Annotated in this window: 21 protein-coding genes; 11 read left to right on the top strand and 10 right to left on the bottom strand. The window is 69.8% G+C overall.

The genetic code is table 11. The features are described from left to right. Nucleotides 1–57 precede the first annotated feature (57 nt). From BLR21_RS02500 to BLR21_RS02480, 5 genes are all read left to right on the top strand, one after another. Nucleotides 58–978, top strand: coding sequence for an AraC family transcriptional regulator (locus BLR21_RS02500; RefSeq protein WP_176929420.1), 921 nt, complete (start codon nucleotides 58–60; stop codon nucleotides 976–978). Between the two features lie 75 nt (nucleotides 979–1,053). Further along, nucleotides 1,054–1,539, top strand: a complete 486-nt coding sequence (locus BLR21_RS02495) for a GtrA family protein (protein WP_090004462.1) — start codon at nucleotides 1,054–1,056, stop codon at nucleotides 1,537–1,539. A gap of 180 nt (nucleotides 1,540–1,719) precedes the next feature. After that, nucleotides 1,720–2,574: a lytic polysaccharide monooxygenase gene (locus BLR21_RS02490; RefSeq protein ID WP_256334397.1), complete on the top strand. Its 855-nt coding sequence runs from the start codon at nucleotides 1,720–1,722 to the stop codon at nucleotides 2,572–2,574. After that, nucleotides 2,574–3,107 (top strand): DUF305 domain-containing protein, encoded by a 534-nt coding sequence (locus BLR21_RS02485; RefSeq protein ID WP_090004460.1) that lies wholly within the window; start codon nucleotides 2,574–2,576, stop codon nucleotides 3,105–3,107. Before BLR21_RS02490 ends, BLR21_RS02485 begins: the two co-directional genes overlap by 1 nt. 34 nt (nucleotides 3,108–3,141) lie before the next feature. Next, nucleotides 3,142–3,543, top strand: coding sequence for a hypothetical protein (locus BLR21_RS02480; RefSeq protein ID WP_090003974.1), 402 nt, complete (start codon nucleotides 3,142–3,144; stop codon nucleotides 3,541–3,543). A 54-nt stretch (nucleotides 3,544–3,597) separates the two neighbouring features. Here the strand turns inward: BLR21_RS02480 and vanX are convergent, their stop codons facing one another. The 4 genes from vanX to BLR21_RS02460 all read right to left on the bottom strand — a co-directional run bounded on the left by vanX (nucleotide 3,598) and on the right by BLR21_RS02460 (nucleotide 6,859). Next, nucleotides 3,598–4,197 carry a D-Ala-D-Ala dipeptidase VanX gene (gene vanX / locus BLR21_RS02475; protein ID WP_090003973.1) on the bottom strand — a complete coding sequence of 200 codons (600 nt, stop codon included), beginning with the start codon at nucleotides 4,195–4,197 and terminating at the stop codon, nucleotides 3,598–3,600. Further along, nucleotides 4,194–5,192: a D-alanine--D-alanine ligase family protein gene (locus BLR21_RS02470; protein WP_090003972.1), complete on the bottom strand. Its 999-nt coding sequence runs from the start codon at nucleotides 5,190–5,192 to the stop codon at nucleotides 4,194–4,196. The genes vanX and BLR21_RS02470 overlap by 4 nt, the downstream gene beginning before the upstream one ends. Next, nucleotides 5,189–6,151 carry a D-isomer specific 2-hydroxyacid dehydrogenase family protein gene (locus BLR21_RS02465; protein ID WP_090003971.1) on the bottom strand — a complete coding sequence of 321 codons (963 nt, stop codon included), beginning with the start codon at nucleotides 6,149–6,151 and terminating at the stop codon, nucleotides 5,189–5,191. Before BLR21_RS02465 ends, BLR21_RS02470 begins: the two co-directional genes overlap by 4 nt. Before the next feature lie 69 nt (nucleotides 6,152–6,220). After that, complete coding sequence (locus tag BLR21_RS02460) at nucleotides 6,221–6,859, bottom strand: TetR/AcrR family transcriptional regulator (protein ID WP_090003970.1); 639 nt, start codon at nucleotides 6,857–6,859, stop codon at nucleotides 6,221–6,223. 133 nt (nucleotides 6,860–6,992) lie between these two features. Between BLR21_RS02460 and BLR21_RS02455 the strand changes: the two genes are divergently transcribed. The 4 genes from BLR21_RS02455 (at nucleotide 6,993) to BLR21_RS02440 (ending at nucleotide 11,140) form a co-directional block, all read left to right on the top strand. After that, the gene (locus BLR21_RS02455) at nucleotides 6,993–7,796 is read left to right on the top strand and encodes an SDR family NAD(P)-dependent oxidoreductase (RefSeq protein WP_090003969.1); all 804 of its coding nucleotides are present in this window, start codon (nucleotides 6,993–6,995) and stop codon (nucleotides 7,794–7,796) included. 2 nt (nucleotides 7,797–7,798) lie between these two features. After that, complete coding sequence (locus tag BLR21_RS02450; RefSeq protein WP_090003968.1) at nucleotides 7,799–8,926, top strand: DUF5938 domain-containing protein; 1,128 nt, start codon at nucleotides 7,799–7,801, stop codon at nucleotides 8,924–8,926. Further along, nucleotides 8,926–10,470, top strand: coding sequence for an acyl-CoA synthetase (locus BLR21_RS02445; protein ID WP_090003967.1), 1,545 nt, complete (start codon nucleotides 8,926–8,928; stop codon nucleotides 10,468–10,470). Before BLR21_RS02450 ends, BLR21_RS02445 begins: the two co-directional genes overlap by 1 nt. 61 nt (nucleotides 10,471–10,531) lie before the next feature. Further along, on the top strand, nucleotides 10,532–11,140 hold the full coding sequence (locus BLR21_RS02440) for a TetR/AcrR family transcriptional regulator (RefSeq protein ID WP_090003966.1): 609 nt from the start codon (nucleotides 10,532–10,534) through the stop codon (nucleotides 11,138–11,140). Here BLR21_RS02440 and BLR21_RS02435 read toward each other — a convergent pair. Continuing rightward, nucleotides 11,137–14,133 carry an MGH1-like glycoside hydrolase domain-containing protein gene (locus BLR21_RS02435; RefSeq protein ID WP_256334396.1) on the bottom strand — a complete coding sequence of 999 codons (2,997 nt, stop codon included), beginning with the start codon at nucleotides 14,131–14,133 and terminating at the stop codon, nucleotides 11,137–11,139. The genes BLR21_RS02440 and BLR21_RS02435 overlap by 4 nt on opposite strands. 24 nt (nucleotides 14,134–14,157) lie before the next feature. After that, entirely contained in the window at nucleotides 14,158–15,315 is a 1,158-nt protein-coding gene (locus tag BLR21_RS02430; protein WP_090003964.1) for a glycosyltransferase, read from the bottom strand. A 495-nt stretch (nucleotides 15,316–15,810) separates the two neighbouring features. On the opposite strand from BLR21_RS02430, the gene BLR21_RS02425 reads away from it, so the two are divergent. Then, nucleotides 15,811–17,172 (top strand): alpha-amylase, encoded by a 1,362-nt coding sequence (locus BLR21_RS02425; RefSeq protein ID WP_090003963.1) that lies wholly within the window; start codon nucleotides 15,811–15,813, stop codon nucleotides 17,170–17,172. A gap of 46 nt (nucleotides 17,173–17,218) precedes the next feature. On the opposite strand, the gene BLR21_RS02420 is transcribed toward BLR21_RS02425, so the two are convergent. The 4 genes from BLR21_RS02420 to BLR21_RS02405 all read right to left on the bottom strand — a co-directional run bounded on the left by BLR21_RS02420 (nucleotide 17,219) and on the right by BLR21_RS02405 (nucleotide 22,404). Continuing rightward, complete coding sequence (locus tag BLR21_RS02420; protein WP_256334395.1) at nucleotides 17,219–18,412, bottom strand: S1 family peptidase; 1,194 nt, start codon at nucleotides 18,410–18,412, stop codon at nucleotides 17,219–17,221. Nucleotides 18,413–18,510: 98 nt separating this feature from the next. Continuing rightward, nucleotides 18,511–19,611 (bottom strand): zinc-binding dehydrogenase, encoded by a 1,101-nt coding sequence (locus tag BLR21_RS02415; protein WP_090003962.1) that lies wholly within the window; start codon nucleotides 19,609–19,611, stop codon nucleotides 18,511–18,513. Further along, complete coding sequence (locus BLR21_RS02410) at nucleotides 19,608–20,021, bottom strand: acyl-CoA thioesterase (protein WP_090003961.1); 414 nt, start codon at nucleotides 20,019–20,021, stop codon at nucleotides 19,608–19,610. Before BLR21_RS02410 ends, BLR21_RS02415 begins: the two co-directional genes overlap by 4 nt. Before the next feature lie 13 nt (nucleotides 20,022–20,034). Further along, on the bottom strand, nucleotides 20,035–22,404 hold the full coding sequence (locus BLR21_RS02405) for a helix-turn-helix transcriptional regulator (RefSeq protein WP_090003960.1): 2,370 nt from the start codon (nucleotides 22,402–22,404) through the stop codon (nucleotides 20,035–20,037). A 226-nt stretch (nucleotides 22,405–22,630) separates the two neighbouring features. Between BLR21_RS02405 and bdeA the strand changes: the two genes are divergently transcribed. Continuing rightward, on the top strand, nucleotides 22,631–23,446 hold the full coding sequence (bdeA, locus tag BLR21_RS02400) for a bis(hydroxyethyl) terephthalate hydrolase (RefSeq protein ID WP_090004458.1): 816 nt from the start codon (nucleotides 22,631–22,633) through the stop codon (nucleotides 23,444–23,446). Nucleotides 23,447–23,510 lie beyond the last annotated feature (64 nt).

The following is a 23,510-nucleotide window of genomic DNA, read 5'->3' as shown; positions in this document are numbered from 1 at the left end:
CTGCGGTCAGGGCAGTATTTCTGTGCCGATCCACGGTTTGAATGGGACGATTTGACGGTGCGAACCCAGCGAACGCCCCTGAAGGGCGACGAGCCCGCGCGGTACGCCTGGCAGCCGGTTCCCGGTGAGCTGTCCGTGGCGGTCGTCCCGCTCGGGCACGGCGCGGACTTCGACGGCGCGCACGAGGCCCACTCCCACGACTTCCCCGGCATCGCCTACTTCCCCGCCGCGGGCGGCGTGGTCCGCCACGGCCGGCACGTCAGGCAGGTGGAGGCCGGCGACCTGTTCGTCATCGCGCCCGGCGACGTGATGGGCCAGGCCCGCAGCGACGATCTCCTCGGCGCCCGCGGCTGGAGCGTCTTCTTCACCGCCGACGCACTCGGCCCCGAGGCTCCCGGCGCACACCTGGCGTGGCGCACGCACCCGCTGCTGTTCCCGTTCGTCCACGGCGGCGCCACCGGCGCGTTGCGGCTCAAGGTCCCCCAGGACCAGCACGCCGAGTGGACCGCTCGCATCGAGACGCTGCACGACGAACTGCGGCACCGCCGCGACGGCTACCGCGAGGCCGTCTCGGCGCATCTGACGCTGCTGCTGGTCGCGGTGTCGAGGCTCGCCGCGGACGTCGTCGGCGACCTGCGCGAGAACGCCGAGCCACTGCTGGCCGAGGTGTTCGACGTGATCGAACGGCGCTACCCGGAACCGTTGTCGCTGCGCGAGGTCGCCGCCGCGGTCAGCATCTCCCCCGGCCATCTGACCTCGACGGTGCGCAGGCGGACCGGCCGCACGGTGCAGGAGTGGATCACCGAGCGCCGGATGGTCCAGGCGCGGCGGCTGCTGGCCGTCACGGACCTGCCGGTCGGCGACATCGGGCGGCAGGTGGGCTTCTCGGACGCGGGCTACTTCGCGCGGACGTTCGGCAAGCTGCACGGGATGAGCCCCACGCGCTGGCGGCGGTTCAACCACCTGAACGCCCGCTGAACTCCTGTGGACGGCCTGTCGATCATCAGGCGTTTCGCCGGGTTCGTCCCTCTGCGTCGTGGCACTGTCGTGACCATGACCGGCGGGACGCCCACGATGAACGACAAAGACCTCGGCACGAGGTTCCACGACCTGATGGAAGTCGTGGTGAGGCGGCTGCCCTTCGGCCTGTCCCGCGTCGTGGCGCCGAGCCTCCTCGGGTTCGCCCTGATCAACGGGTTCACGTTCGGCATCGACCTGCTGCTGCTCACCGCGTTCCGCAGCGGTCTCGGCCTGCCGGTGCCGCTCGCGTTCACGATCGCCTACGTGCTCGCGTTCGGCCTGAGCTTCGTGCTCAACCGGGCACTGAACTTCCGCTCGCACGCGCCGGTCGGACCGCAGGCGGGCCTGTACGCCGTCGCGATCGCGATCAACTACCTGGCGTTCATCCTCGGCGTCGGCAGCGCGCTGACCGAGATCGGCCTGCAGTACCACCTGTCCCGGATCGTCGCCGGCGCGTGCGAGGCCGCGTTCATGTACAGCGTGATGCGCTGGGTCATCTTCCGCGACAGCAAGGACTGACCTACCGCGAGCCGGCGACGGCCGTTGCCGTCGCCCCCCGGCACGAAGGTCGATTCGTCCGATCGGCCCAAGCAACTGGTTCAACCAATTGTTTACACTCGTGAACCAGGGCCGCCGACCCGTCACGCGAACCACCTCCCTCGCGGAAGTGTTCGCCACCTCCGCCTGCCAGGAGGCGTTGTGAAGACACGTACCCGGCTTGCCCTAGCGAGCCTCTCCGCCACCACGGCGGTCGTCGTCGCGTTCATCGTCCCCACGACGCCCGCGATCGCCCACGGCACGATGTCCGATCCGGCCAGCCGGGTCTACACGTGCAAGAACGAGGGTCCGGAGACCCCGAAGTCCGACGCGTGCAAGGCGGCCGTGGCCGCCGGTGGCACGCAGGCGTACTACGACTGGAACGAGGTCTCGCTGCTCGAGGCCGGCGGGCGCCACCGCCAGCTCATCCCGGACGGCAAGCTCTGCAGCGCGGGTCGCGACAAGTACCGCGGTCTCGACCTGCAACGCGCCGACTGGCCCGCCAAGCGGGTCTCGCCAGGGCCGCTGACCGTGACCTACCACGCGTCGGCACCCCACTCGAACAGCAACTTCGAGTTCTACATCACCAGGGACGGCTGGAGCCCGACGCAGCCGCTGCGCTGGTCTGACCTCGTGCACATCCAGACGTTCAACGGCCAGAACCCCAGCACGTTCACGAACTGGACGCTGAACATCCCGAACCGCTCGGGCCGCCACATCATCTACTCGATCTGGCAGCGCGTGGTCGGCAGCAACGAGGCGTTCTACACGTGCTCGGACGTCGACTTCGGCGGCGGCACCACCACCCCGCCGACGACCACCACGACAACCCGGCCGCCGGTGACCACGACCACCACGACGCAGCCGCCGGTGGGCGGAACATGGGCCGCGGGCACGACCTACTCGGTCGGCAACCGCGTCACCTACAACGGTGTGAACTACGAGTGCCAGCTCGCGCACACCGCCATCTCCGGCTGGGAACCGCCGGCCACGCCCGCCCTGTGGCGACGCCTCTGATGCGGTTCTTCTTGCTGGCGCTCGCCTTCGTGGTGTCCGGCTGCGCGGCCACGCAGCCGGACGCCGTGTTGCGCGGCGATCCGCTGGACGTGATGTTCCTGCAGATGATGCTGCCCCATCACCAGCAGGGAGTGGAGATGGTCGCCCTCGCGCGGGACCGGGCGCAGAACGAGGAACTGCGCATGCTGGCGGCCGCGATCGCACAGACGCAGGCGACCGAGGCCGAGACGATGAAGGGCTGGCTGACGTCGTGGGGTGAACCGCTGACGGCACCGCCGGACTCGCACACGGGTCACGGCGGCATGCGGCAGTCCGATCCCGAGGAGGTCGCGAGGCTGACCGCGTTGCGCGGTGCGGAGTTCGACCAGCGCCTGCTCAACGTCATGATCGCCCACCAGGACGACGCCGTGCAGATGGCACGGTGGGAGACCGGCAGTGGTGCCAACCCGGAGGTGAAGGACCTCGCGGACCGGATCGACAAGTCCCGCACCGCGCAGATCGGCATGATGAAGAAGTTCCTCGACCGGGCGTAACGGGGTACCCCATGGCGGACCGAAGGAGGCCCGCATGCAACCCGTTCCGTTCCTCCCCTGGGTGTGGCGCGATCCGTCGTGGACCGGTGAGCCGGACCGCGACCAGGACCTCGCGGATCGCCCCGACACCGGCCTGATCGGCTACGACGTCGAGGCCACCGACGGTGGTATCGGCAAGATCGACGAGGACAACGCCAAGGTGCCGCACGACTGCCTGATGGTCGACACCGGGCCGTGGATCTTCGGCCGCAAGGTCGTGCTCCCGGTCGGCACCGTGCGGCACGTGGACCACGCGGAACGCAAGGTCCACGTCGACCGCACGAAGGAGCAGATCAAGAACGCGCCGGAGTACGACCCGGACGACCACGAGAGCTACCGCAGGCGCACCGACGACTACTACGCCGAGAGCTATCGGCTGATGCCACCGATGCTCTAGTGGTGTGGCCCGGAACGTTGCCGGATTACCGCGCCGACGTACCGGGTCACGCCACTAACCGATCGGGAAGTCGAAGTAGGTGTCCGGATAGGGCTCGTCGATCAGCGTGTAGTGCCACCACTCGCTGTCGTAGCGGCGGAACCCGCAGGCCTCCATGATCGAGCAGAGGTGCTGCCGGTTGGCCGTTTCGACCTCACCGACCGCCGCACCGTGGTGCGAGATCGGGTCCATCAGGTCGTGACCGCCGCCCATCGAGGCGAGCTCACCGGTGTCGAGGTGGTAGAGCGTGAGGTCGACGGTGCTGCCGCGGCTGTGGCCCGACTTCGTGGCCACATAACCGTGTTCGAACATCTCGGCCCTGGTGATGCGCGGGTGGTACCGGGCCTTGGTCCGGCCGTCCTCGGGCTGCTCGGCCCAGCGCAGGAAGCAGTCGACGGCGCGTTGCGGGCGATAGCCGTCCCACAGCAGCAGGCCGAAACCGAGCGACTCGGCCTTCTCGTGCGCCATCGTCAGGGCCGCGACCAGCGCCTTCGTGCCGACGATCCGGTTGACCAGGTAACCGTCGACGGGCTTGCCGGTGAAGTTGTCCCACGTGGCGTACTTGGCGTCCCAGCGGATTCCGGGCACGTCCACGAAGACGAAGCCGGCGTTCACTGGAGTTTTCCCGTCAGCGCCAGCGACACCAGGCGGTCGATCACGTCGCCGAGCGACAGTCCCGCAGCCGCCATCATCCTCGGGTAACGGCTGTAGGAGGTGAGGCCGGGCATCGTGTTGACCTCGTTGAGGACCACCTTCCCGTTCGGTGTCAGGAACATGTCCACCCGGGCGAGGCCCGAGCAGCCCAGCGCGCGGTAGACGACCTTCGCCGTCTCCTGGACGAGAGCGCGCGACTCCGCCGGGATGTCCGCGGGCACGATGAACGTCGAGTTCTCCGAACCGGTCTCGGGAGTGCTCTCCTGGTGGATCCGGAAGAAGCCGTGGGTCAGCGCGACCCGGTCCAGCTCGCCGACGACCAGGTCGTCCCCCGCGCCCAGGATCGAACAGCCGATCTCGCTGCCCGGCACGGCCTCCTCGATCACGACCTTGGAGTCGTACTGCCGGGCGACCTCCAGCGCGACCTGCAGCTCGTCCTCGGTGGACACCTTGGTGACGCCGAACGACGATCCGGAGCGGGCCGGTTTGACGAAGACCGGATAGGCCGGCGAGTCCGGCGTACCGGTCCAGAACGTCGGCGTCGCGACTCCTGCGCTTCGCGCGACGACGTAGGTGAGCGACTTGTCCATGCACAGCGCGGAACTTTGGACGTCACACCCGATGTAGGGGATGCCCGTCACCTCCAGCAGGCCCTGCACCGCGCCGTCCTCCCCCAGCCTGCCGTGCAGCACGGGGAACACGACATCCAGGCCCAGCGCCTCGAACCGCCCGTCGCCCAGGACGAGCAGGCCGTCGGGTGAGAGCACGACCGGGCGGCCGTCCTCCGCGTCCGGGCCCGCGCAGAGCTTCCAGTCGCCGCCGCGCGTGATCTTGATCCAGAACGGGTCGTACTTCGCGAGGTCGAGGCTCCGTGCGACCTCCCCCGCGGACTTCACCGAGACGGGATGCTCCTCGAACGTCCCGCCGAAGATGATTCCGATCTTCACCCTGGTCACTGCATTCCCCCGTTCACAAAGCTCAGGCAGTTGATGAGACTGTTTTCGACGGTGTCGCTCAGGGCGTGGTCCGTGTAATAGGCGGTGTGCGGAGTGATCAGCACGTTCGGCATTCTCCGCAGTCGCAGCAGCGCCTCGCTGTCGATGTCGATTTCGCGGCAGTCGGTGTAGAAGATTCCTTCCTCACCTTCGACGACGTCCAGTGCCGCGCCGCCGAGACTGCCGCTTTCCAATGCCTCGACCAGGGCCTTGGTGTCGATGATCGGGCCACGTCCGGTGTTGATGACGATCGCGCCGGGTTTCATCAGCGCGATTCGGTCGCGGTCGAGGAGGTGATGTGTTCCCGGGTTCAGCGGGGTGTGCAGCGTGACGATGTCGCTCACCCGCAGCAGTTCGTCCAGCGGCACGTAGTCGGCCGAGTTGCGGGGCCGGCTGTCGTGGGCCAGCACGCCGCAGCCGAAGCCGCGCAGCCGGTCCAGCACCGCCACGCCGATGCGCCCGGTGCCGATCACGCCGATCGTCAGGTCGCGCAACTCCCTGCCGCGCACCGCGTTCAAGCGGTAGTCGTGCTGGTCAGCGCGCCGGAGGACGGATCTCACGTCACGCACGGCCATCAGCATCAACATCACCGTGAAGTCGGCGACGCTGTCGGGCGAGTAGGCGATGTTCCCGACGGTGATGCCCAGGCTCTCGGCGTACTCCACGTCGATGTGGTCGAAGCCGACACTCCTGGTGGAGATGTACCGGACGCCCACGCGACCGAGCGCCAGAAGGGTGAAATCGGTTACGCGGGTTTTGTGACCGACGCTGACGCACTGGTTTCCGCGGGCCAGTTCGGCATTGGCCTCGGACACCGCCGACTCGGTGATGGTCGGCGTCACGCCGCAGCGGGGTGCCATTCTCCGGAACAGGACGGCCTCGTCCGGCTCGCACCCGTAAATCGTGATGCCTGTTGCCATGCCTCCCAGTCAAGAAGACATGGCGTTGCCGGTCCGTATGCGGTTTTTGATATGCCCGCGATACGGCCGCTATTCGGCCTTGGTCACCAGCAGGTCGATCACGGCGGGCAGCTCACTGCGCAACTGCGCGACGGTGCCGGCGTTTCCGGTGAAATGGTGCAGCAGCGCCCGCTGGAAGATGCCGTCGAGCGTCACGTAGGTGGTGCCCGGCAACGCCGAGGGCGTGCCACCGAGCAGTTCGGCGTAGCGGCTGACGACCCGCCACACCATGTCCTCGCGGTGGCCGTCGATCTCCAGCACGTCGGCGCGGAACGACTCGTCGAACAGGCTCTGGTTGCGCAGGTCGTACCAGAGGCGGTGCAGCGGCGCGTCCTGGCCGAGGGTGTCGAAGAACATCGCCACGAACTCGGCGCGCAACTGCTCCGCCGTCGTCGACGTGGCCACGACCTCGTCGTAGCGCGTCACGCAGACGACCTCGTACTGGCGGACCGCCTCGGTGATCAGGTCGCGCTTGTCCGCGAAGTAGTAGTGCAGGACCCCGTGGGAGAACTCGGAGTTCTGCGCGATCTCCCGCAGGCTCGTGCGGGCGTAGCCCAGCTCGGCGAGCGTGTGCAGCGTCGCCACGGCGAGCTCCGTCCGCCGGGCGTCGAACTTGTCGACCTGCCGGCGGGCGATCCGGTCCTGCTTGCGCGAAGCGACCTCTGTCACCCCCGGATCCTATCGCTCACCGAGACAAACCTTGACCATTCGTCCAAAAAATCTTGGACAGTCGTCAAAGAAAAACTTGACGACTGTCAAGGAATGGCTAGTGTGTGGGCCATCTCACCGAGGAGGCGACTCAATGACGAGTTATCAGCTGAGCGGACGGAAAGCGCTGGTCACAGGCGGCGCACGAGGGCTGGGCGCCGGCATGGCGCAGGCTCTCGCGGCGGCCGGGGCGTCGGTTCTGATCGGCGACATCCTGGAGGACGAGGGCAAGCAGACCGCACAGGCGTTGCGTGACTCGGGAGCGACGGCGGAGTTCGTGGCGCTGGACGTCACCGACGACGCGAGCTGGGCCTCAGCGGTGGCCACGGCCGTCGACGTGATCGGCGGCCTCGACATCCTCGTGAACAACGCGGGCATCGAGATCACCAGCCTGATCACCGAACTCGACTCCGCCGACGTCCGCAAAATGCTGGACGTGAACGTGCTGGGCACCGCGCTCGGCATGAAGCACGGCCTGCGCGCCATGCGTCCGGGAGGTGCCGCGGGCAACGGCGGCTCGATCATCAGCATCGCGTCCGTCGCGGCGACCATCGCCTTCCCCGGCATCAGCGTCTACTCGGCGACCAAGTCCGCGATCGACCGCCTGACCAGGGTCGCGGCCGCGGAGTCCGGCAAGCTCGGCTACGGCGTGCGGGTCAACTGCATCTACCCCGGCCTCACGCCCACCGCGATGGGCAACCAGCTGGCCGTCGACTGCGCCCAGCTGGGCCTCTTCCCCTCGGTCGAGGCCGCCGTCGGTGCGGTCGTGGAGCTCACGCCGCTCGGCCGGCTCGGGCAGGTCGACGACATGGCCGACGCCGTGGTGTTCCTCGCTTCGGACGCTTCGAAGTTCATCACCGGGGCGGGTCTCCCGGTCGATGGCGGAATGGGGATGTGACCATGCCTACCGACAAGCCTGTCGTCGTCTACGGAGCCTCCGGCTACACCGGTCGCCTGATCTGCGAGTACCTGCGTGAGTACGGCATCCCGTTCCTCGCCGCCGGCCGCGATGGCAAGAGGGTCAAGGAAGCCGTCGACGCCGTGCCCGGCATCGACACGGTCTCCTACGACGTCGTGGAGGTCGAGCACACCGAGGAGGCGCTGACCGAGGCGTTCACCGGCGCCAAGGTCGTGCTCAACACCGTCGGCCCCTTCTCCCGCTACGGCCACGAAGCGGTGCGGGCGAGCCTGAACGTCGGCGCGCACTACACCGACACCAACGGCGAGCAGGACTGGATGATCGACGCCGAAGCGCGGTACGGCGCCGAGTTCGCCAAGCAGGGCCTGCTGATCTCCCCCGGCATCGCGCAGATGTACACGGTCGGCGAGATCGCCGCGCAGATCTGCCTGGAGCAGCCCGGACTGGACACTTTGGACATCGGGGTGTTCTGGAAGGGGTACCCCACCGTCGCTTCCACCAACACCATCCTCACGAACGCGGCGTTCTCGAAGGCGTACTTCCTGGAGCAGAACGAGTACGTGGAATGGCCCGCCGACGCGGGTCTCTACGAGCTCGTCGTGCCCGGCCAGCACGAACTGGGCCTGGCACTGCCGTGGGGCGGCACCGCGCATCCGGTGTGGTTCAAGAGGGACCCGCGCGTCGCGTCGGTGCGGGCGCTCGGCGGTGTGTTCAACCGGCCGTTGATGCTCGGTGTACCGCAGATCGTCGCGGCGGCGCTGGAGCAGATGGAGGGCAAGTCGGACGCGGAGAAGTACGAGATCGTCGACGCGTTCTCCGCGCAGGTGCGCAGTGAGATGCCGCCGCGCGAGAACCCGCGGATCAACATCTCGCTCGACTCCGTGCACGCCTCGGGGCCGCTGGGCCGCGCGCACTGCGTGATCCACGGCAACTGCAACTACAAGCAGACGGCGTTGCTGAACGTGCACGCCGCCGTGCACCTGTTGCAGGACGCGCCGCGCCGGACCGGGTTCGCGTCGGCCTGTCAGGCGTTCGGGCACCGGGAGCTGCTGGGCGCGCTGCGGTCGTTCGGCCTGGTGCTCGACCCGATCCTCGAAGTGCACCGCTGATGCAGCTCTGCGACTACCTGGACAAGGGGGCGTCGCTCGGAGGCGACGCCCCCTGTCTGACCATCGACGGCTCCTCGCAGAGCTACGCCGAGGTCCAGCAGCGCTCCCGCGCCATCGCGGGAGCGCTGCAGGGCAGTGGAATCGGGCCGGGCGACCGGGTCGCGGTGCTGTCGGCCAACGACCCGCTGGCACTCACCTGCGTGTTCGGCATCTCGCGGGCCGGGGCGGTGTGGTGCCCGGTCAACCCCCGCAACGAGGCGGCGGAGAACCGCGAGCTGCTCGACCTGTTCGGGTGCCGCTGCCTGTTCTTCCAGGCGAAGTTCGCTCCGCTGGTCGACCGCATCCGGGGCGACCTGCCCGCGCTGACCACGCTGGTGTGCCTGGACGGCGAGGTGGAGGGCGCGGTGACGTTCACCGACTGGCTCTCGCGCTTCGGACGCGAGCCGGAACCGGTGACCGTGGCCGACGACGAACTCTGCATGCTGGCGGGCACCGGTGGCACGACCGGGCGGCCCAAGGGCGTGCGGCTGACCGGGCACAACATGGAGACCGCGACCGCGCTGACCCTGATGAGCTACCCGTTCAGCGGTCGGCCGCGGTACCTGGCGCTCGCCCCGCTCACGCACTCGGCGGGCGTGCTCACGTTCCCGATCATGTCGCTGGGCGGCGAGACGGTGATCATGCCGGCGCCGGACCTCGGCGAGTTCCTGCGGCTGATCGAGCACCACCGGATCACGCACGCGTTCCTGCCGCCGACGGTGATCTACGGCCTGCTCGACCACCCCGCGCTGGACTCGACGGAACTCGGTTCGCTGCAATGCCTCTGGTACGGGGCGGCACCGATGTCCCCGGTACGGCTGACCGAGGCGCTGCACCGGATCGGGCCCGTGATGGGGCAGCTGTTCGGGCAGACCGAGGCGCCGAACATGATCGCCACGCTGGCCCCCGCGGACCACTTCCTGCCCGACGGCTCGATCGCGCACGAGCGGTTGTCGTCAGCGGGCAGGCCGACACCGCTGACCCAGGTGGCGATCATGGCCGCGGACGGCGCATTGCTGCCCGCCGGCGAACGCGGCGAGATCGTCGTGCGTGGCCCGCTGGTGATGGCCGGGTACCACGAGAACCCGGCGGCCACGGCCGAGGTGAGCACGCACGGCTGGCACCACACCGGTGACATCGGGTACCTCGACGCCGACAACTACCTGTTCATCGTCGACCGCGCCAAGGACATGATCATCACCGGCGGGTTCAACGTCTACTCGGCCGAGGTCGAGCAGGCGTTGCGGGCGCACCCGGCGGTCCAGGACAGCGCGGTGGTCGGGCTGCCCGACGAGAAGTGGGGCGAGCGGGTGACGGCGGTCGTGCAGCTGCGTGCCGCCGGACACGCCGACCCGGCCGCGCTGATCGCGTTCGTGAAGGAGCAACTGGGTGGCGTGAAGGCGCCCAAGCAGGTGGAGATCTGGCCCGACCTGCCGCGGTCCAAGGTGGGCAAGGTGCTGAAGGCCGAGATCAGGCAACGGCTCGCAACACTCGAGGTCCCTTGACCTCGCTGCCGAGCGGTTTCCTTCCACGGCTGAGCGGAGATCGACGGGTAGCGTTCTGGCCGTGGAACCAGTCGCGCTGCCGTTGGGCCGTCCTCGCGAGGAACGGGCCGATGCCGCGCGCAACCGTGCCCACCTGATCGAGGTCGCCCGGGAGATGGTCGCGGAACTGGGCGCGGACAAGGTCACGATGGACGGCCTCGCCGAACGGGCCGGACTCGGCAAGGGCACGGTGTTCCGGCGCTTCCGCACCCGTGCGGGCATCTTCCACACGTTGCTGGACGAGGAGGAGAAGCTCTTCCAGGAACGGGTGATGACCGGGCCGCCGCCGCTGGGGCCTGGGGCGCCGGCGGCCGAGCGGCTGGTCGCGTTCGGGCGGGCCCGGCTCGAGTTCCTCGTCGAGCACACGGTCCTGGCGCGCGCGTCCCTGGACCCCGGCCGGCCCGTGCCCGCCGGGGACAGCCCTTCGCTGTTCCACGTCCACATGCTGCTCACCGAGGCGTGTCCGGACGACGCCGCCAGCGGCACCCTCGCGTTGCAGCTCGTGGCGGCGCTGGAAGGGCCGATCCTGCTCTACCTGCGGACCCAGGACGAGGACGCGCCCGACCCGGAAGCCGTGGTGCACAACCTGACCACCAGCTGGCAGGTCCTGGTCGAGCGCGTCTGCGGTTAGGCCTTGGTGCGCACGGTGAAGCGGTCGATCTTCAGCGCGCCCGCGTCCAGCCTCAGTCCGAGAGCCGGTGCCCATCCCGCGACGACCGAGGGATCCACTACGGACCCGATCGGCGCGGAGCGCAGCAGCGTCCACCGGCCCGCGTGCTCCTGCCAGCTGGTCAGCTGACCGTTCTCGACCACCACGGCGAGCCGGTCGCCCGGTGCCCAGGTCAGGGTCGCGCAGCAGCCGCCGGTGGCCTCGTCACCGCGGCGAACGCCCGCCACGGTCACGTCCACGCCGGAAGCCTTGCCCGCGTTGTTGAACCAGGCCAGGGCGAAGTCGCGGTTCCCGGCGGACTGGCCGAGGAACAGGCTGTCCTCGGGCGCCGAGCCCGCGAACGACCGAGGCTCGACGACAACGGCGGTCCCCCGCACATCACCGGTCACCGGCGCGGCCAGCACCGAGCCCGCGCGACCAGTGGCACTGGCGGTCAGCACGCCGTCCCCGACCTGCAACGCCGGCGGCGGCTCGCCGAACGGGCCGTCCACTCGGTAAGCAGCCAGGCCGGAGTCGAACGTGTCGTCCCAGACGACGGTGGAGTAGGCGGCGGGATCGAAGACGGTCTGCGCGGAGCTCAGTGCCGACGTGACACCGCTGTCGCCGGATGCCGTTGCCAGCAAACGGATCGGCGCCCGTTCACCCAGTCCCAGGCCGGCAGGGGTGACGCGCCACCGGGTGACGAGACGCCGGCCCGTCCCGAGCTGTGCGGCGTAGGCCGACGACAGTGGCACCGCCGTCCACCCCGGCGGTACGGCGAGCGTCGCCCGGACACCGCGCAACGGTTGCTGTGCCTGCAAGGTCGTGGTCGTCTCGACCGCTCCGGCGCGGACCGCGAGATCGTCCGGGATGGAGGCCCGCAGCCCTCGCACCGGCGACCGCCACGACGAGAACGACGTGATGCCGACGGCTCCGCCGTCCGCACGGCGCGGCAGGATCCGCACCCGGCTGGTGGTCACCGCCGGTTCCACCAGGACGCGGTTCAGCTGACGTGCCACCGGTTGCGCGGGAGTTCTTCGCTGGCCGGGGATGTCCCGCCACTGGCCGTCCCAGTACTGCAGGTCGAAGGTCGTCGGCACGCGCACTCCCCCGCCGTCGTCGTAGAACACGACGCGCAGATCCGAGATCGGTGCCGGCGCGCCGAGGTCGACCTCCAGCCAGTCCGCGGAGTTCGGGCTGCCGTACGACGTCCAGCGCGTGCCGGGCACGTCGAGGTGGAAGTCCTGGCCGTCGATCGCCTTGGCAGGCGGGTCGGCGCTGTAGCTGTGGGACGCGCGGGCGGCGGGGAACCGGGCGCGGCTGACGTTCGCGAAGTCGTCGACGAGCTCCGGGACGTCCGCCGAGGTCCGTGCCGGGATCGTCAGGCGCACCGGCGCCAGGCCTGCCTGGGTGTGCTTGAGCCTGCCGTCGAGCCAGACCCGCAGGCCCGCGCCCTTGCCGTAGCGGCTGCCGTCCCTGTCCCACAGCACGGTCAGGTTGTGCCCGTGGTACGGCACGTTCTCGGCGGCGAAGTGGTCCCAGGAGTCCGGGACCAGCGGCGCGATCGACACCGCGGTCCCGAGCTGCGGCCGGATGCCGAGCAGGCCGGACAGCACGTTGTCGTTGAACGTCGAGTGGTTGTAGTCCTCGCTGTGGCCCTTGCCGTCGTACAGCCAGCGGTTCTCGTCGGGGTGGTGCGCCTCGGCGACGTAGGGTTCGCCGTTCTTGCGCTGTGTCAACGCATAGCCGCGCAGTACCGCGAGGTAGTCGTCGCGGTCGACGTAGGACTGCGCCGGGTAGTCGATCAGCAGGTTCGCCAGCGCGGTCAGGGTCTGGCTGGTCGCGAACGGCCAGCTGGGGCCGTTCCAGCGGCAACAGCCGTTCAGCGCGTCCCGCATGAACCACGGGCTGCGGCGCTCGGCGGTGGTCGGTCCGTACGGCGCCGCGAACCCCTGCGGGTCGGTCAGTTGCGCCCACGCCGCACTGTTCGCCGCGGGCGGCATGTGGAAGTACCACGGCACGAAGCCGATCGCCTCGCGGTCGGCGAGCTTCGTGCGGCCGGGGTTGTCGTCGCGCATGACGTGCTTGTAGAACTTGCCCGCGTCGTCCCAGAGCCACCGCTCCTGGTTGGCCCGCAACGCGTCCGCGGCCTGGTCGAACGGGCGCGCGCCCGCGGCGTCTCCGCGCGCCCTGAACAGCTGCGCGATGGCCCGCGCGTCGCCGTACTGGTAGGCGTTGAGGGTCGGCCGGAAGCCGTCACCACCGTGGTACGGATCGGGGCTCTGGTACGAGCTGGCCGTGTACTCCATCGCGTCCCAGACCGGCGTCTGCCAGTAGAGCCCAAGGTCCTGGTCGAACTGCGGTGACCAGCGCTGCCACTGCCGCACGAGCTCGGGCAGCCGGTCGGTGGCGAACCGGGAGCGGCCGTCGACCGCGGCGCGTGCCGCCACGGCGTCGGCGGCCCAGAACGAGTACTGGTGGGCCCAGTCGGTGGTGTTCTCGTTGAGGAAGTCGGTCGCGGGCTTCGGACCGGCGCCGGAGCCGCGCAGCCAGTAGTCGACGTAGTCGTCCAGGTAGCGGTGGTCGCGCAGCCAGCGGCCCTCGTAGACGTGGTGGCCCGCCGCCGCGACGATGCCGCCGTTCGGGGCCGAGTAGCCGACCGGGCCGAGGAACTCGGAGACGATCCAGCCGTCCTTCGGGCCGGTGTACTTGAGCGCCTCGCGGTAGGTGCGCCAGCGGTAGTAGTAGGTGTCACGGATCTCCCGGTCCGGGAGGTCGACGAACGGGACGTTCGCCTCGTACCAGGCCGGCTCCGGGACGTTCCCCAACAGCCCGGCGTGGTCGAGGAAGTTCGTGCCCGCACCCACCGAGGGGTACGGGTCAGGTGCCGCCGCGCGGTCCTGCCGTGCCACCGCCGGCCCTGCCGTCGAGATCGTCAACACCGCCACCACGAGCATCGTCATTGACACGCGCATGGGCCCATTGAAGTGGGAGCGCTCTCAACGCGCAAGACTCAACGCAGTCCGACATACCTCCACAGGATCTCGAACATCGTCGATCGTCGCCGCTGCCTGGGCCGCCGCGGCGGCGAAGCCCGGGTCGCCCAGGACCCGCGACACGGCGCCCCCCAGCCCCTCCACGGTGGACGGTCGCACGACGAGCCCGCTCCCCTGCCGTGCGACCCGGCACGCCATCTCCCACTGGTCACCGCCGCCGGGCACCACCACGACGGGGACGGCGGCCCGCAACGCCTTGACCAGCATCCCGTGCCCGCCGCCGCACACCAGCACCGCGGCCTGGCGCAGCAGCGCGTCCTGATCACCCGGCCCCGACCGCGCCCACGACGGCAGATCGGCCGGCGTGGGCGCGAACGTCGACACTACGGCCCGCACACCCTTGCCCTGCAACGCTTCCAGCGTCATCTCCGCCATGCCCCGCGTCCCGGTCCACGCCGTCGAGGGGGCGATCATCACCAGCGGAGCGTCACCCGGCGGCGGGTTCAGCGTCTCCTTGCTCGCCTCCCACAGCAGCGGCCCCACGACGTGCGCGTCGCGCGGCCAGTCCGGCCGCGGCACCTCCAGCGCGGGCAACGTCGCGATCAACCGCGCCGCCGGTCCCGTCCCCTGGGCGTCGAGCCCGATCCGTTGCCGCACAACGGCACGCTGGCGTTCACCCTGCCTCAGCGACCTGGCCGTCAGCGCCCGCAGCACCGAGTCACGCAGCTTCCCGCGCACGCCGGTGCCGGCCGCCAGCCCGCTGCCCATCGGCGGCAGCCACCTCGACGGTTCGTAGAGCGGATGCGGCGACAGCTGCACCCACGGCACGCCGGCCAGTTCGGCGGCCATGCTCGCACCCAGCGCGAGGACGTCGCACACCACCAGATCCGGTTCCAGCGCGGCAAGTTGGGGGGCGAGCGCCAACGCCAGCGTCGCGGCCTGGTCGTGCAGCGCCCGCCCGAGATCCGGCACGTCCTTCAGGTCGTCCAGCGACAGGCCGGGCACGCGCGAGGCCGCGATCCCCTCGGCGATCGCGGGGTCGACCCAGCGTTCCCCGGTCAGCAGGACCGGGGTGTCGCCGGCCTCCGTGAACCGCAGGCACAACGCGATGGCCGGCACCACATGACCGGGATCGCCCCCGGAGACAACCACGACTCGCACCGGGCAGATCTAGCCTTCTTCGCCCGGCCTGTCCAGTGTTCGTGTCGGTCGGGCGGGTCTCACCGGCCAGCATGAATCGAACCGTGCAGCCGGAGCTGGACGGTTCAGCGCACGCGGTCGGTAGCGCAGCCGAGGAGCAGCATCACCAGGACGGCCGCGAGCGCGTGGTCACCGCTGAGCGCGAACACGCCCGCGAGTGTGAGCCAGAGCACAAGCCTCATGGGTCGAGGTTAGGGACCGTACGACGGAGTCCGCATCTCATTTGGGCAAGGCTTGATGGTCCCTTAGGCAAAACCGAACTGTGACGACACGCGGGCCAAGGCCGCAGCGGCGGGCGTGGCCGCCGAGTTCGGCACAGGCGACGCGGCTCGCCCGCCGCGCACGAGACAAACCTGCGCACTAGGCCGAATTACTCCAGAAAGTTCTTGCAACGCTTTGCCGGATGTGCCTGCGGGTGCTACGACCTTCAGTGAACCCCTGCAGCAAGGAGACAACGTGGTTTCCTCGGCTTCGCGCACCCTTCTCGCGGTGCTGCTGATCGTCGGACTGTCCGCACCGGTGCAAAGTCTTGCGGCGCCACCGGGCGCCAAGGACGTCACCGTCACCCTGTTCCAATGGCCGTTCGCCCGCGTGGCGGCGGAATGCACGAACGTTCTCGGCCCCAAGGGCTACGGCTACGTCGAGGTCTCGCCCGCGACCGAGCACGTCCAGGGTCCGCAGTGGTGGACCAGCTACCAGCCCGTCAGCTACCGGATCGCCGGGCGGCTCGGCGACGAGAACGCCTTCCGGAACATGGTCGGCACCTGCCACAACGCGGGTGTGCAGGTCATCGCCGACGCGGTGATCAACCACATGAGCGCCGGATCGGGCACGGGCACCGGCGGCACCGGCTATTCCAAGTACAACTACCCCGGCGTGTACAGCGACTGGGACTTCCACCCGTGCCGCTCGCCGATCAGCAACTACCAGGACCGCTACAACGTCCAGAACTGCGAGCTCGTCGGTCTGTCCGATCTGGACACCGGCAGCGAGTACGTGCGCGGGGCGATCGCCGCGTACCTGAACCGGTTGATCTCGATGGGCGTCGACGGGTTCCGCATCGACGCGGCCAAGCACATGGCCGCGAGCGATCTCGCCGCGATCAAGGGCAAGCTGAGCAACCCCAACGTGTTCTGGGTGCACGAGGTGATCTACGGCGCGGGCGAGGCCGTGCAGCCCGGCGAGTACACGGGGTCGGGTGACGTGGACGAGTTCCGTTACGCCTACGACCTCAAGCGGATCTTCCAGAACGAGAACCTGGCCTACCTGAGGACGTTCGGGCAGCCGTGGGGCTTCTTGCCCAGCGGTCAGGCACGGCCCTTCGTCGACAACTGGGACACCGAGCGCAACAACTCCACCTTGACGTACAAGGACGGCTCGACCTACACGCTGGCGAACGTCTTCATGCTGGCGTGGAACTACGGTGCGCCACAGGTGTATTCGGGTTACGAGTTCAGCGACAAGGACGCCGGTCCACCTGGAAACTCCGTCTGTTACAGCGGCTGGAAGTGCCAGCACGCCTGGACTCAGGTCGCGAACATGGTCGCGTTCCGCAACACCGTCGCGGGCACCGACGTGAACAACTGGCAGGACAACGGGTTCGACCTGATCGCGTTCGGCCGCGGCAGCAAGGGTTTCGTCGCGATCAACCGCGAGACGTTCGCGGTGACCCGCACGTTCCAGACCGCGCTGCCCGCCGGGAGCTACTGCAACGTCCAGGAGAACGGCTGCGTCCGCGTGACCATCGACTCCTCCGGTCGGTTCACGACGACGCTCGGCGCCGGGACCGCCCTGGCGCTGCACGTCAACGCACGCTGAAACCGGCTGTCCACCGCTTCACGCGGTGGACAGCCGGGAGTTCTCATCAGGCGGTGTGCAGCCTCAAGCCGTAGACGTTGAGGATCTCGTTGATCGGCTGGAACCACGTGCGACCGCCGCTGGTGCAGTTGCCGTAGCCGCCGGACGTGACGCCCTGGGCCTGGTCACCGGTGATGAACGAACCACCGGAGTCGCCACCCTGGGCGCAGACGCTCGTGCCCGCCATCTGGTGCACGTCGCCCTGCGCGTAACGGATCGTCTCGTTGCGGCTCTGGATCACGCCGCAGTGCCACTGGGTCGTCGAACCCGAGCGGCAGACCGACGTGCCGACCGGTGCCTCCCACGAACCGCGCACCAGCGCGTCGGGAACGCGGCCCCAGCCGAGCACGACGGGCACGGTCCACCAGCCGCCGCCGATGCGCACCCACGCGTAGTCGTTGCCGGGGAAGGAGGATCCGGCGAAGTTGCCCTGGTAGGAGCGGTCCCAGCCGTAGACGGCCGCGCCGTTCCCGCCGCAGTGGCCCGCCGTCACGTAGCCGCCGTGCACCGAGAAACCGATGGAGCAGCGGACGTTGCCGGTGTAGTACGGGTCGCCGCCGACCGTGCCGGCCGCGAACGGCTGCGGCTGCTGCACACCATCGGTGCGCACGGTGATGGAGCCGAGCTGACGTGCCTTGTCCAGGAACGAGGCCACCTCGGCGGTCTGCTTGCCCGCCTCCACGTTCACCACGACGGTTCCGGTGCGCGGGTCGGGGTGCCAGCTCGCGACGGCGGACGGCACCGAACCGGATGCGGACAGGGCGTCGAGGCGGTTCTTCTGCGCCGTCATCGACCCGGCCGAACGACCGACGACCACGGCTTCGGCACCGGTGGCCTCGACCTTGCGTGCGGCTGTCCGGTCCGTCACGGCCACGACCAGGCGGTTCTTCGCCTCGTCGAACCAGCTGCCGGCGAGTGCGGCACCGGCCTCGCTTTCGGCGCGCGGCGCGATGACCGACGCGCGTTGTTCTTTCGCCAGACGCAGCCGCGCCTGGGCCTCGGTCAGCCCGAACGCCGAGCTCATCGCGGTGAGCAGGCCGGGTGACATCTCCTTCTCCGACGCCTGGGCAGGCACGGTGAAAGTGGATCCGACCAGCACGAGTGCCAGCGCGGGCACGATTCTTGGCATGGTGAAGCGCATGCTCTTCTCCTTGTCCGTACAGGGATCGCCACCCGCCCCGTTGCGGACAGCGACGAACATGAGAGCGCTCCCACCGTGGCGCAGACAGCCCTCGGTGGTCAACAGCTGACACCGGAACTGTCCTGCCCGATTCGTGCCCGGACGGACCGAATCGGGCATCACCGCATGACGACGACCTGTCGGACGGCCTCTCCGGAGGCGAGCTTCGCGAACCCGTCGTTGATCTCGTGCAGCCCCAGCCGCCCGGACAGCAGGCCGTCGACGGGCAGCCGTCCCGCGCGGTAGAGATCCACGAACCGCGGCACGTCACGGCGGGGCACGCAGGAGCCGAGGTAGCTGCCCTTGAGCGTGCGTTCCTCGGCGACCAGGTTCAGCGCGGGCAGCGACACGGTGCGGTCGGGGTGCGGCAGGCCGACGGTGACGGTGGTGCCGCCGACGGCCGTTGCGGCGTAGGCCTGTTCTAGCACCGCCGCCACACCGGTCGTGTCGATGACCTTGTCCGCGCCGCCACCGGTCAGATCCCGGACATGCGCGACGACGTCCGGGCCACCCGCGGCCTCGTGCGTCGCGCCGAGCGTGAGTGCCAGCTTGCGCTTGTGTTCGACCACGTCCACCGCCACGACCTGCGTCGCGCCCGCCGTCACGGCCGCGAGCACCGCCGCCAGGCCGACACCGCCGAGACCGAACACCGCGACCTTCTCCCCCGGCCTCACCTCGGCGCTGTAGAAGGCGGCGCCCGCACCGGTCAGCACGGCGCAGCCGAACAGCGCGGCGACGTCGAACGGCAGGTCCTCCGGAACTCGGGTGGCCGACCGGCCGGAGATCACCGTGTACTCGGCGAACCCGGACACACCGAGGTGGTGGTGCGGACGCGTGCCGTCCGGGAGGGTCCAGCGGCGCTGACCGCTGAGCAGCGTGCCGTCGCGGTTCGCTGCGGCACCGGGCTCGCACAACGCCTGGCGGCCCGACGCGCACCGGCGGCAGGCACCGCACGCGGGCACGAACGACAGCACGACGTGGTCGCCTGCCTCGAACTCGGCGTTCGGGCCGGCCTGCACGACCTCGCCCGCGGCCTCGTGGCCGAGCACCATGGGCAACGGCCGGATGCGCGAGCCGTCGATCACGGACAGGTCCGAGTGGCACAGACCGGTGGCGTGCACGCGCACCAGCAGTTCACCGGGACCGGGCGGGTCGAGTTCGAGGTCCACGATCTCGAGCGGCCCGCCGACTCCGGTCAGCACCGCGCCTCGCGTCTTCACGCCACCACCAGACCTTCCATCGCCGTGCGCAGGTTCGCGGGGATCTCCACCGGTTTGCGGGTCTCGCGGTCCACGAACACGTGCACGAAGTGGCCATCCGCCACGACGTCCTCGCGTCCCTCGAAGAAGAACCCGATCTCGTAGCGCACGCTCGACCTGCCGAGGTGCCCCACCCGCAGCCCGGCGTCGAGCGCCTCCGGGAACGACACCGAGGCGCGGTAGTTGCAGTGGGACTCCACGCAGAGCCCAATCTGCTGCCCGGCCTGGATGTCCAGCCCGGCGCCGATCAGCCACGTGTTGATCACCGTGTCCATGAACGCGTAGTGGACGACGTTGTTCACGTGGCCGTAGACGTCGTTGTCCGCCCACCGGGTCGGAATCCGTTGCCAGTGCCGGTACTGCTCGCGCACACAACCTCCATCGTCAGTCGAGTCTCCTGGTGAGCTCGACCCTCGACCGCACGCCGAGCCGCGCGAAGATGTTGCGCAGGTGGTGCTCGACGGTGCGGTGGCTCAGGAACAACCGCGCGGCGACCTCGCGGTTCGTGGCGCCCTCGGCGACCAGCCTGGCGATCTGCGCCTGCTGCGGCGTCAGGCCGGGGTGGTCCCTGGGCTCGCTGGTGGAGTCGCCGGCCGCGCGCAGTTCCGCGCGGGCCCGCTCGATCCAGTGATCAGCCTGGTAGGACTGGAAGATGCGCACGGCGTCGCGCAGGTGTTCGCGCGCTGCCTTGGGTTTGCGCCCGCGGCGCAGCCGGTTCCCGTACAGCAGCTCGGTCTTGGCGAGTTCGAGGGCGGTGCCGCTGGCGCGGTGCAGCCGGATCGCCTCCTCGAAATGCTCGTCGGCGGTACCGCTCTCCAGCAGGCCGCGGCAGCGGTGCGAGAGCGCGAGGCGGGCCGGGCTTCCCGTGGTGCCGGCCCACTTCTCGAACGGCAGCAACGCTCTGTCCGCTGTGGACGGTCTGCCGCAGGCCACGGCGGCCTCGACCACGTGCGGCGCGGCCATCACCTTGATGCCGGCGTGCCCTGGCTGCAGCCGGAGGCGGTCCAGCGCGTCGGCCGGCCGGTCGCGCGCCAGGTCGACGCACGCGAACGCCCAGGCGCCGAACGTGCCGGGCCGGGTGAGGCCGCGCTGGGTGATCTGCTCGGTGGCGGTGTCGATGCGGTGCAGCGCCGTGTCCGCGTCACCTCTCAGGGCCGCCAGCAGCGCGAGGATCGTCAGGTGGTCGACCACGGCGTTGTGCTGCCCGATCGCCGTCGCCGCGTGCACGCCCTCGGTGGCCGCGGTCAGCGCCGCCGCGTGCTGGTCCAGCAGCAACGCCGACAACGCCCGGTACACCAGCGCCCACGGCACCAGCGCGGTGAACCCGCTCTCCCGCGCGGCCGTGACCGCGCTGGTCGCCATCTCGTGCGACCTCGTGGCGTCCCCGAGCACGTAGGCGGCCTGGCTCGCCCAGATCCGCGCCTGCGGTCCGGGGACCTGGTCGGCCAGGTCCACGACCGTGCGCAACGCGGGCAGCGCCTCGTCGTGCCTGCCGTCGAACGTCGCCAGCATCCCGGTGAGGTGGTCGAGCGTGAGCCGGGTGGCCGGTGGCTCGTCGCCGCGGCGGATCTCCTTCGCGAACTCGGCGACGGCGGTGTAGCGGCGGTGGTCCCCGGCGATGCTGGCCGCCTCGCCCGCGAACCCCAGGGCGGCCACCGCGAGCTCCCGCCGGGTGCCGACCAGGCCTTTCGCTGCGCGGATGAGCCGGTCCGCCGCCACGTCGGGGAGGCTCTCGCCGAGGTCGATGCCGCCGACGACCAGGTCCATCAACGCCCTGAGCTCCGGCGTGCAGGTCATCTTCGTCGCGGTACGCAGGACGGCCCGCGACCGGTGCGGCGCGCCGCGCGCCCAGTGGTCGGCGGCGGCCTTGAGCAGGTGGTGCGCCTTCTGTTCGGGATCGGTCGTGAGGCGGGCGGCGCGGTCGTGGTCGCGGGCGGCCGTCGCGAAGTCGCCACACCGCTGCGCATGTTCAGCGTAGGTGGTGAGGACGTCCGCGAGCCCGGCGTCCTGCGTCGTGACCGCCTGGTGCCACGTGCGGCGGGCACCCGGCGGCAGGGTCTCCGCCAGAACGGCGTGGGCGCGGCGCCTCAGGGCCAGCGGCACGTCGGCCTGCAGCACGGATCGGACCAGCCTGCGCGAGTCGAACAACGGCCCGGCCTCGGTCACCGCGTCCAGGTCGAGCGTCTCGGCGTCGACCTCCTCGTCGACCGCCACCATCGCGACGACGTGCTGCGCTTCGGGAGACAACGCGGCGAAGCGGGCTCGCCACCTCAGCCGCAACGAGCTGTTCTCCGGCAGCACCTGCGGCGCCGGCGCGATGCCGCCGAGCTGCGCGGACGTGAGCGATCCGGCCAGCTCGACCAGCGCCAGCGGGTTCCCGCAGGCCAGCTCCACCAGGTCGGCGGCGAGGGCGGAGGGCAGGCCGGGCACGAGGTCGTGCAGCACGCGAATACTCGTCACGGCGTCCAGTGGATCGAGCGTGACGCTCGGCAGCCCGCGTGGCTCACCCTCGGTGGCGATGAGCAGCGCGCCCCTCGTACCTCCTACGTCACGCGCAAGCTGCATGAGGTCGTCATCAAGCTCGGGGACGTCTACGCACAACAACGCGTCGTAGTCGTCCTCCACCGCGTTGAGCAGCGCAGTCTTGCCCGAACCAGCCTCACCACACAGCACAAGCACTCCGCCGCACCCAACGCGCGCACGCTCCACCAACGCGTCCACGGCGACGCGTTGCCGCTCTCGGCCACGCAGCATCGGCCCAGTGTTACGGCGGTGGCCGCTCCTCCGGAAGGGGTAAGCGGCAAATTCACCTACCACCGTTAGTTTTGCCACCGAAGCTGTTCACCGAGACCGGTGGTTGCACCGATGCGCACGTGGAGTCCGTGGTTGCAGGGTCGAGGTCGTTCCTCCCCCTGTTCCCCTGCCGAATGAGGTGTACAGCGCTGTGCAACTCCGCACCCTGATCCCCGTCGCGCTCTCCATGGTGCTGCTCGGCGGCACCGTGGCCCAGGCCGCCGACAACCCGTACGAACGCGGGCCGGCCCCCACCAACTCCAGCATCGAGGCCAGCCGCGGCCCGTTCGCCGTCTCGGAGACCTCCGTGTCGTCACTGGTGAGCGGCTTCGGCGGCGGCACGATCTACTACCCGACCAGCACCTCCGCCGGCACGTTCGGCGCGGTGGCCATCTCCCCCGGCTACACCGGCACCCAGTCGAGCATCTCGTGGCTCGGCCCGCGCCTCGCCTCCCAGGGCTTCGTGATCTTCACGATCGACACGAACTCGCGCTACGACCAGCCCGACAGCCGGGCCTCGCAGCTGCTGGCGGCCCTCGACTACCTCACCCAGCAGAGCTCGGTCCGCAGCCGGATCGACTCGTCCCGCCTGGGCGTCATGGGTCACTCGATGGGCGGCGGCGGAACCCTGCGCGCCGCGAGCCAGCGCCCGGCACTGCAGGCGGCGATCCCGCTGACTGCCTGGCACACCACGAAGAACTGGTCGTCCGTCCGCGTCCCGACCCTGGTCGTCGGCGCCGAGAACGACTCCGTCGCCTCGGTCTCGGCCCACTCCGAGCCGTTCTACACGAGCCTGCCGTCCACTTTGGACAAGGCGTACCTGGAACTCAACAACGCCTCGCACTTCGCGCCGAACTCGTCCAACACGACGATCGCGAAGTACAGCATCTCGTGGCTCAAGCGGTTCATCGACAACGACACCCGCTACGAGCAGTTCCTCTGCCCGGCGCCGGGGCGCAGCACGCTGATCGAGGAGTACCGGGACACGTGCCCGCACTCCTGATCATCTGAACACGGGTCGCGGCGCTGACCGAGCGCGGGGCGCCGCGACCCGACCCACGTCAGCC

The organism is Lentzea albidocapillata subsp. violacea, from assembly GCF_900100275.1.
Lineage (GTDB): Bacteria > Actinomycetota > Actinomycetes > Mycobacteriales > Pseudonocardiaceae > Lentzea > Lentzea violacea.
This window is presented reverse-complemented; position numbering and strand designations above follow the sequence as displayed.

Excerpts from the sequence above, each read along its gene's own strand:
- BLR21_RS02495 (WP_090004462.1), top strand. The coding sequence starts at position 1,054 with ATGACCGGCGGGACGCCCACGATGAACGACAAAGACCTCGGCACGAGG.
- BLR21_RS02485 (WP_090004460.1), top strand. The coding sequence starts at position 2,574 with ATGCGGTTCTTCTTGCTGGCGCTCGCCTTCGTGGTGTCCGGCTGCGCG.
- BLR21_RS02480 (WP_090003974.1), top strand. The coding sequence starts at position 3,142 with ATGCAACCCGTTCCGTTCCTCCCCTGGGTGTGGCGCGATCCGTCGTGG.
- BLR21_RS02465 (WP_090003971.1), bottom strand. The coding sequence starts at position 6,151 with ATGGCAACAGGCATCACGATTTACGGGTGCGAGCCGGACGAGGCCGTC.
- BLR21_RS02455 (WP_090003969.1), top strand. The coding sequence starts at position 6,993 with ATGACGAGTTATCAGCTGAGCGGACGGAAAGCGCTGGTCACAGGCGGC.
- BLR21_RS02450 (WP_090003968.1), top strand. The coding sequence starts at position 7,799 with ATGCCTACCGACAAGCCTGTCGTCGTCTACGGAGCCTCCGGCTACACC.
- BLR21_RS02445 (WP_090003967.1), top strand. The coding sequence starts at position 8,926 with ATGCAGCTCTGCGACTACCTGGACAAGGGGGCGTCGCTCGGAGGCGAC.
- BLR21_RS02435 (WP_256334396.1), bottom strand. The coding sequence starts at position 14,133 with ATGCGCGTGTCAATGACGATGCTCGTGGTGGCGGTGTTGACGATCTCG.
- BLR21_RS02420 (WP_256334395.1), bottom strand. The coding sequence starts at position 18,412 with ATGTTCGTCGCTGTCCGCAACGGGGCGGGTGGCGATCCCTGTACGGAC.
- BLR21_RS02405 (WP_090003960.1), bottom strand. The coding sequence starts at position 22,404 with ATGCTGCGTGGCCGAGAGCGGCAACGCGTCGCCGTGGACGCGTTGGTG.
- bdeA (WP_090004458.1), top strand. The coding sequence starts at position 22,631 with ATGGTGCTGCTCGGCGGCACCGTGGCCCAGGCCGCCGACAACCCGTAC.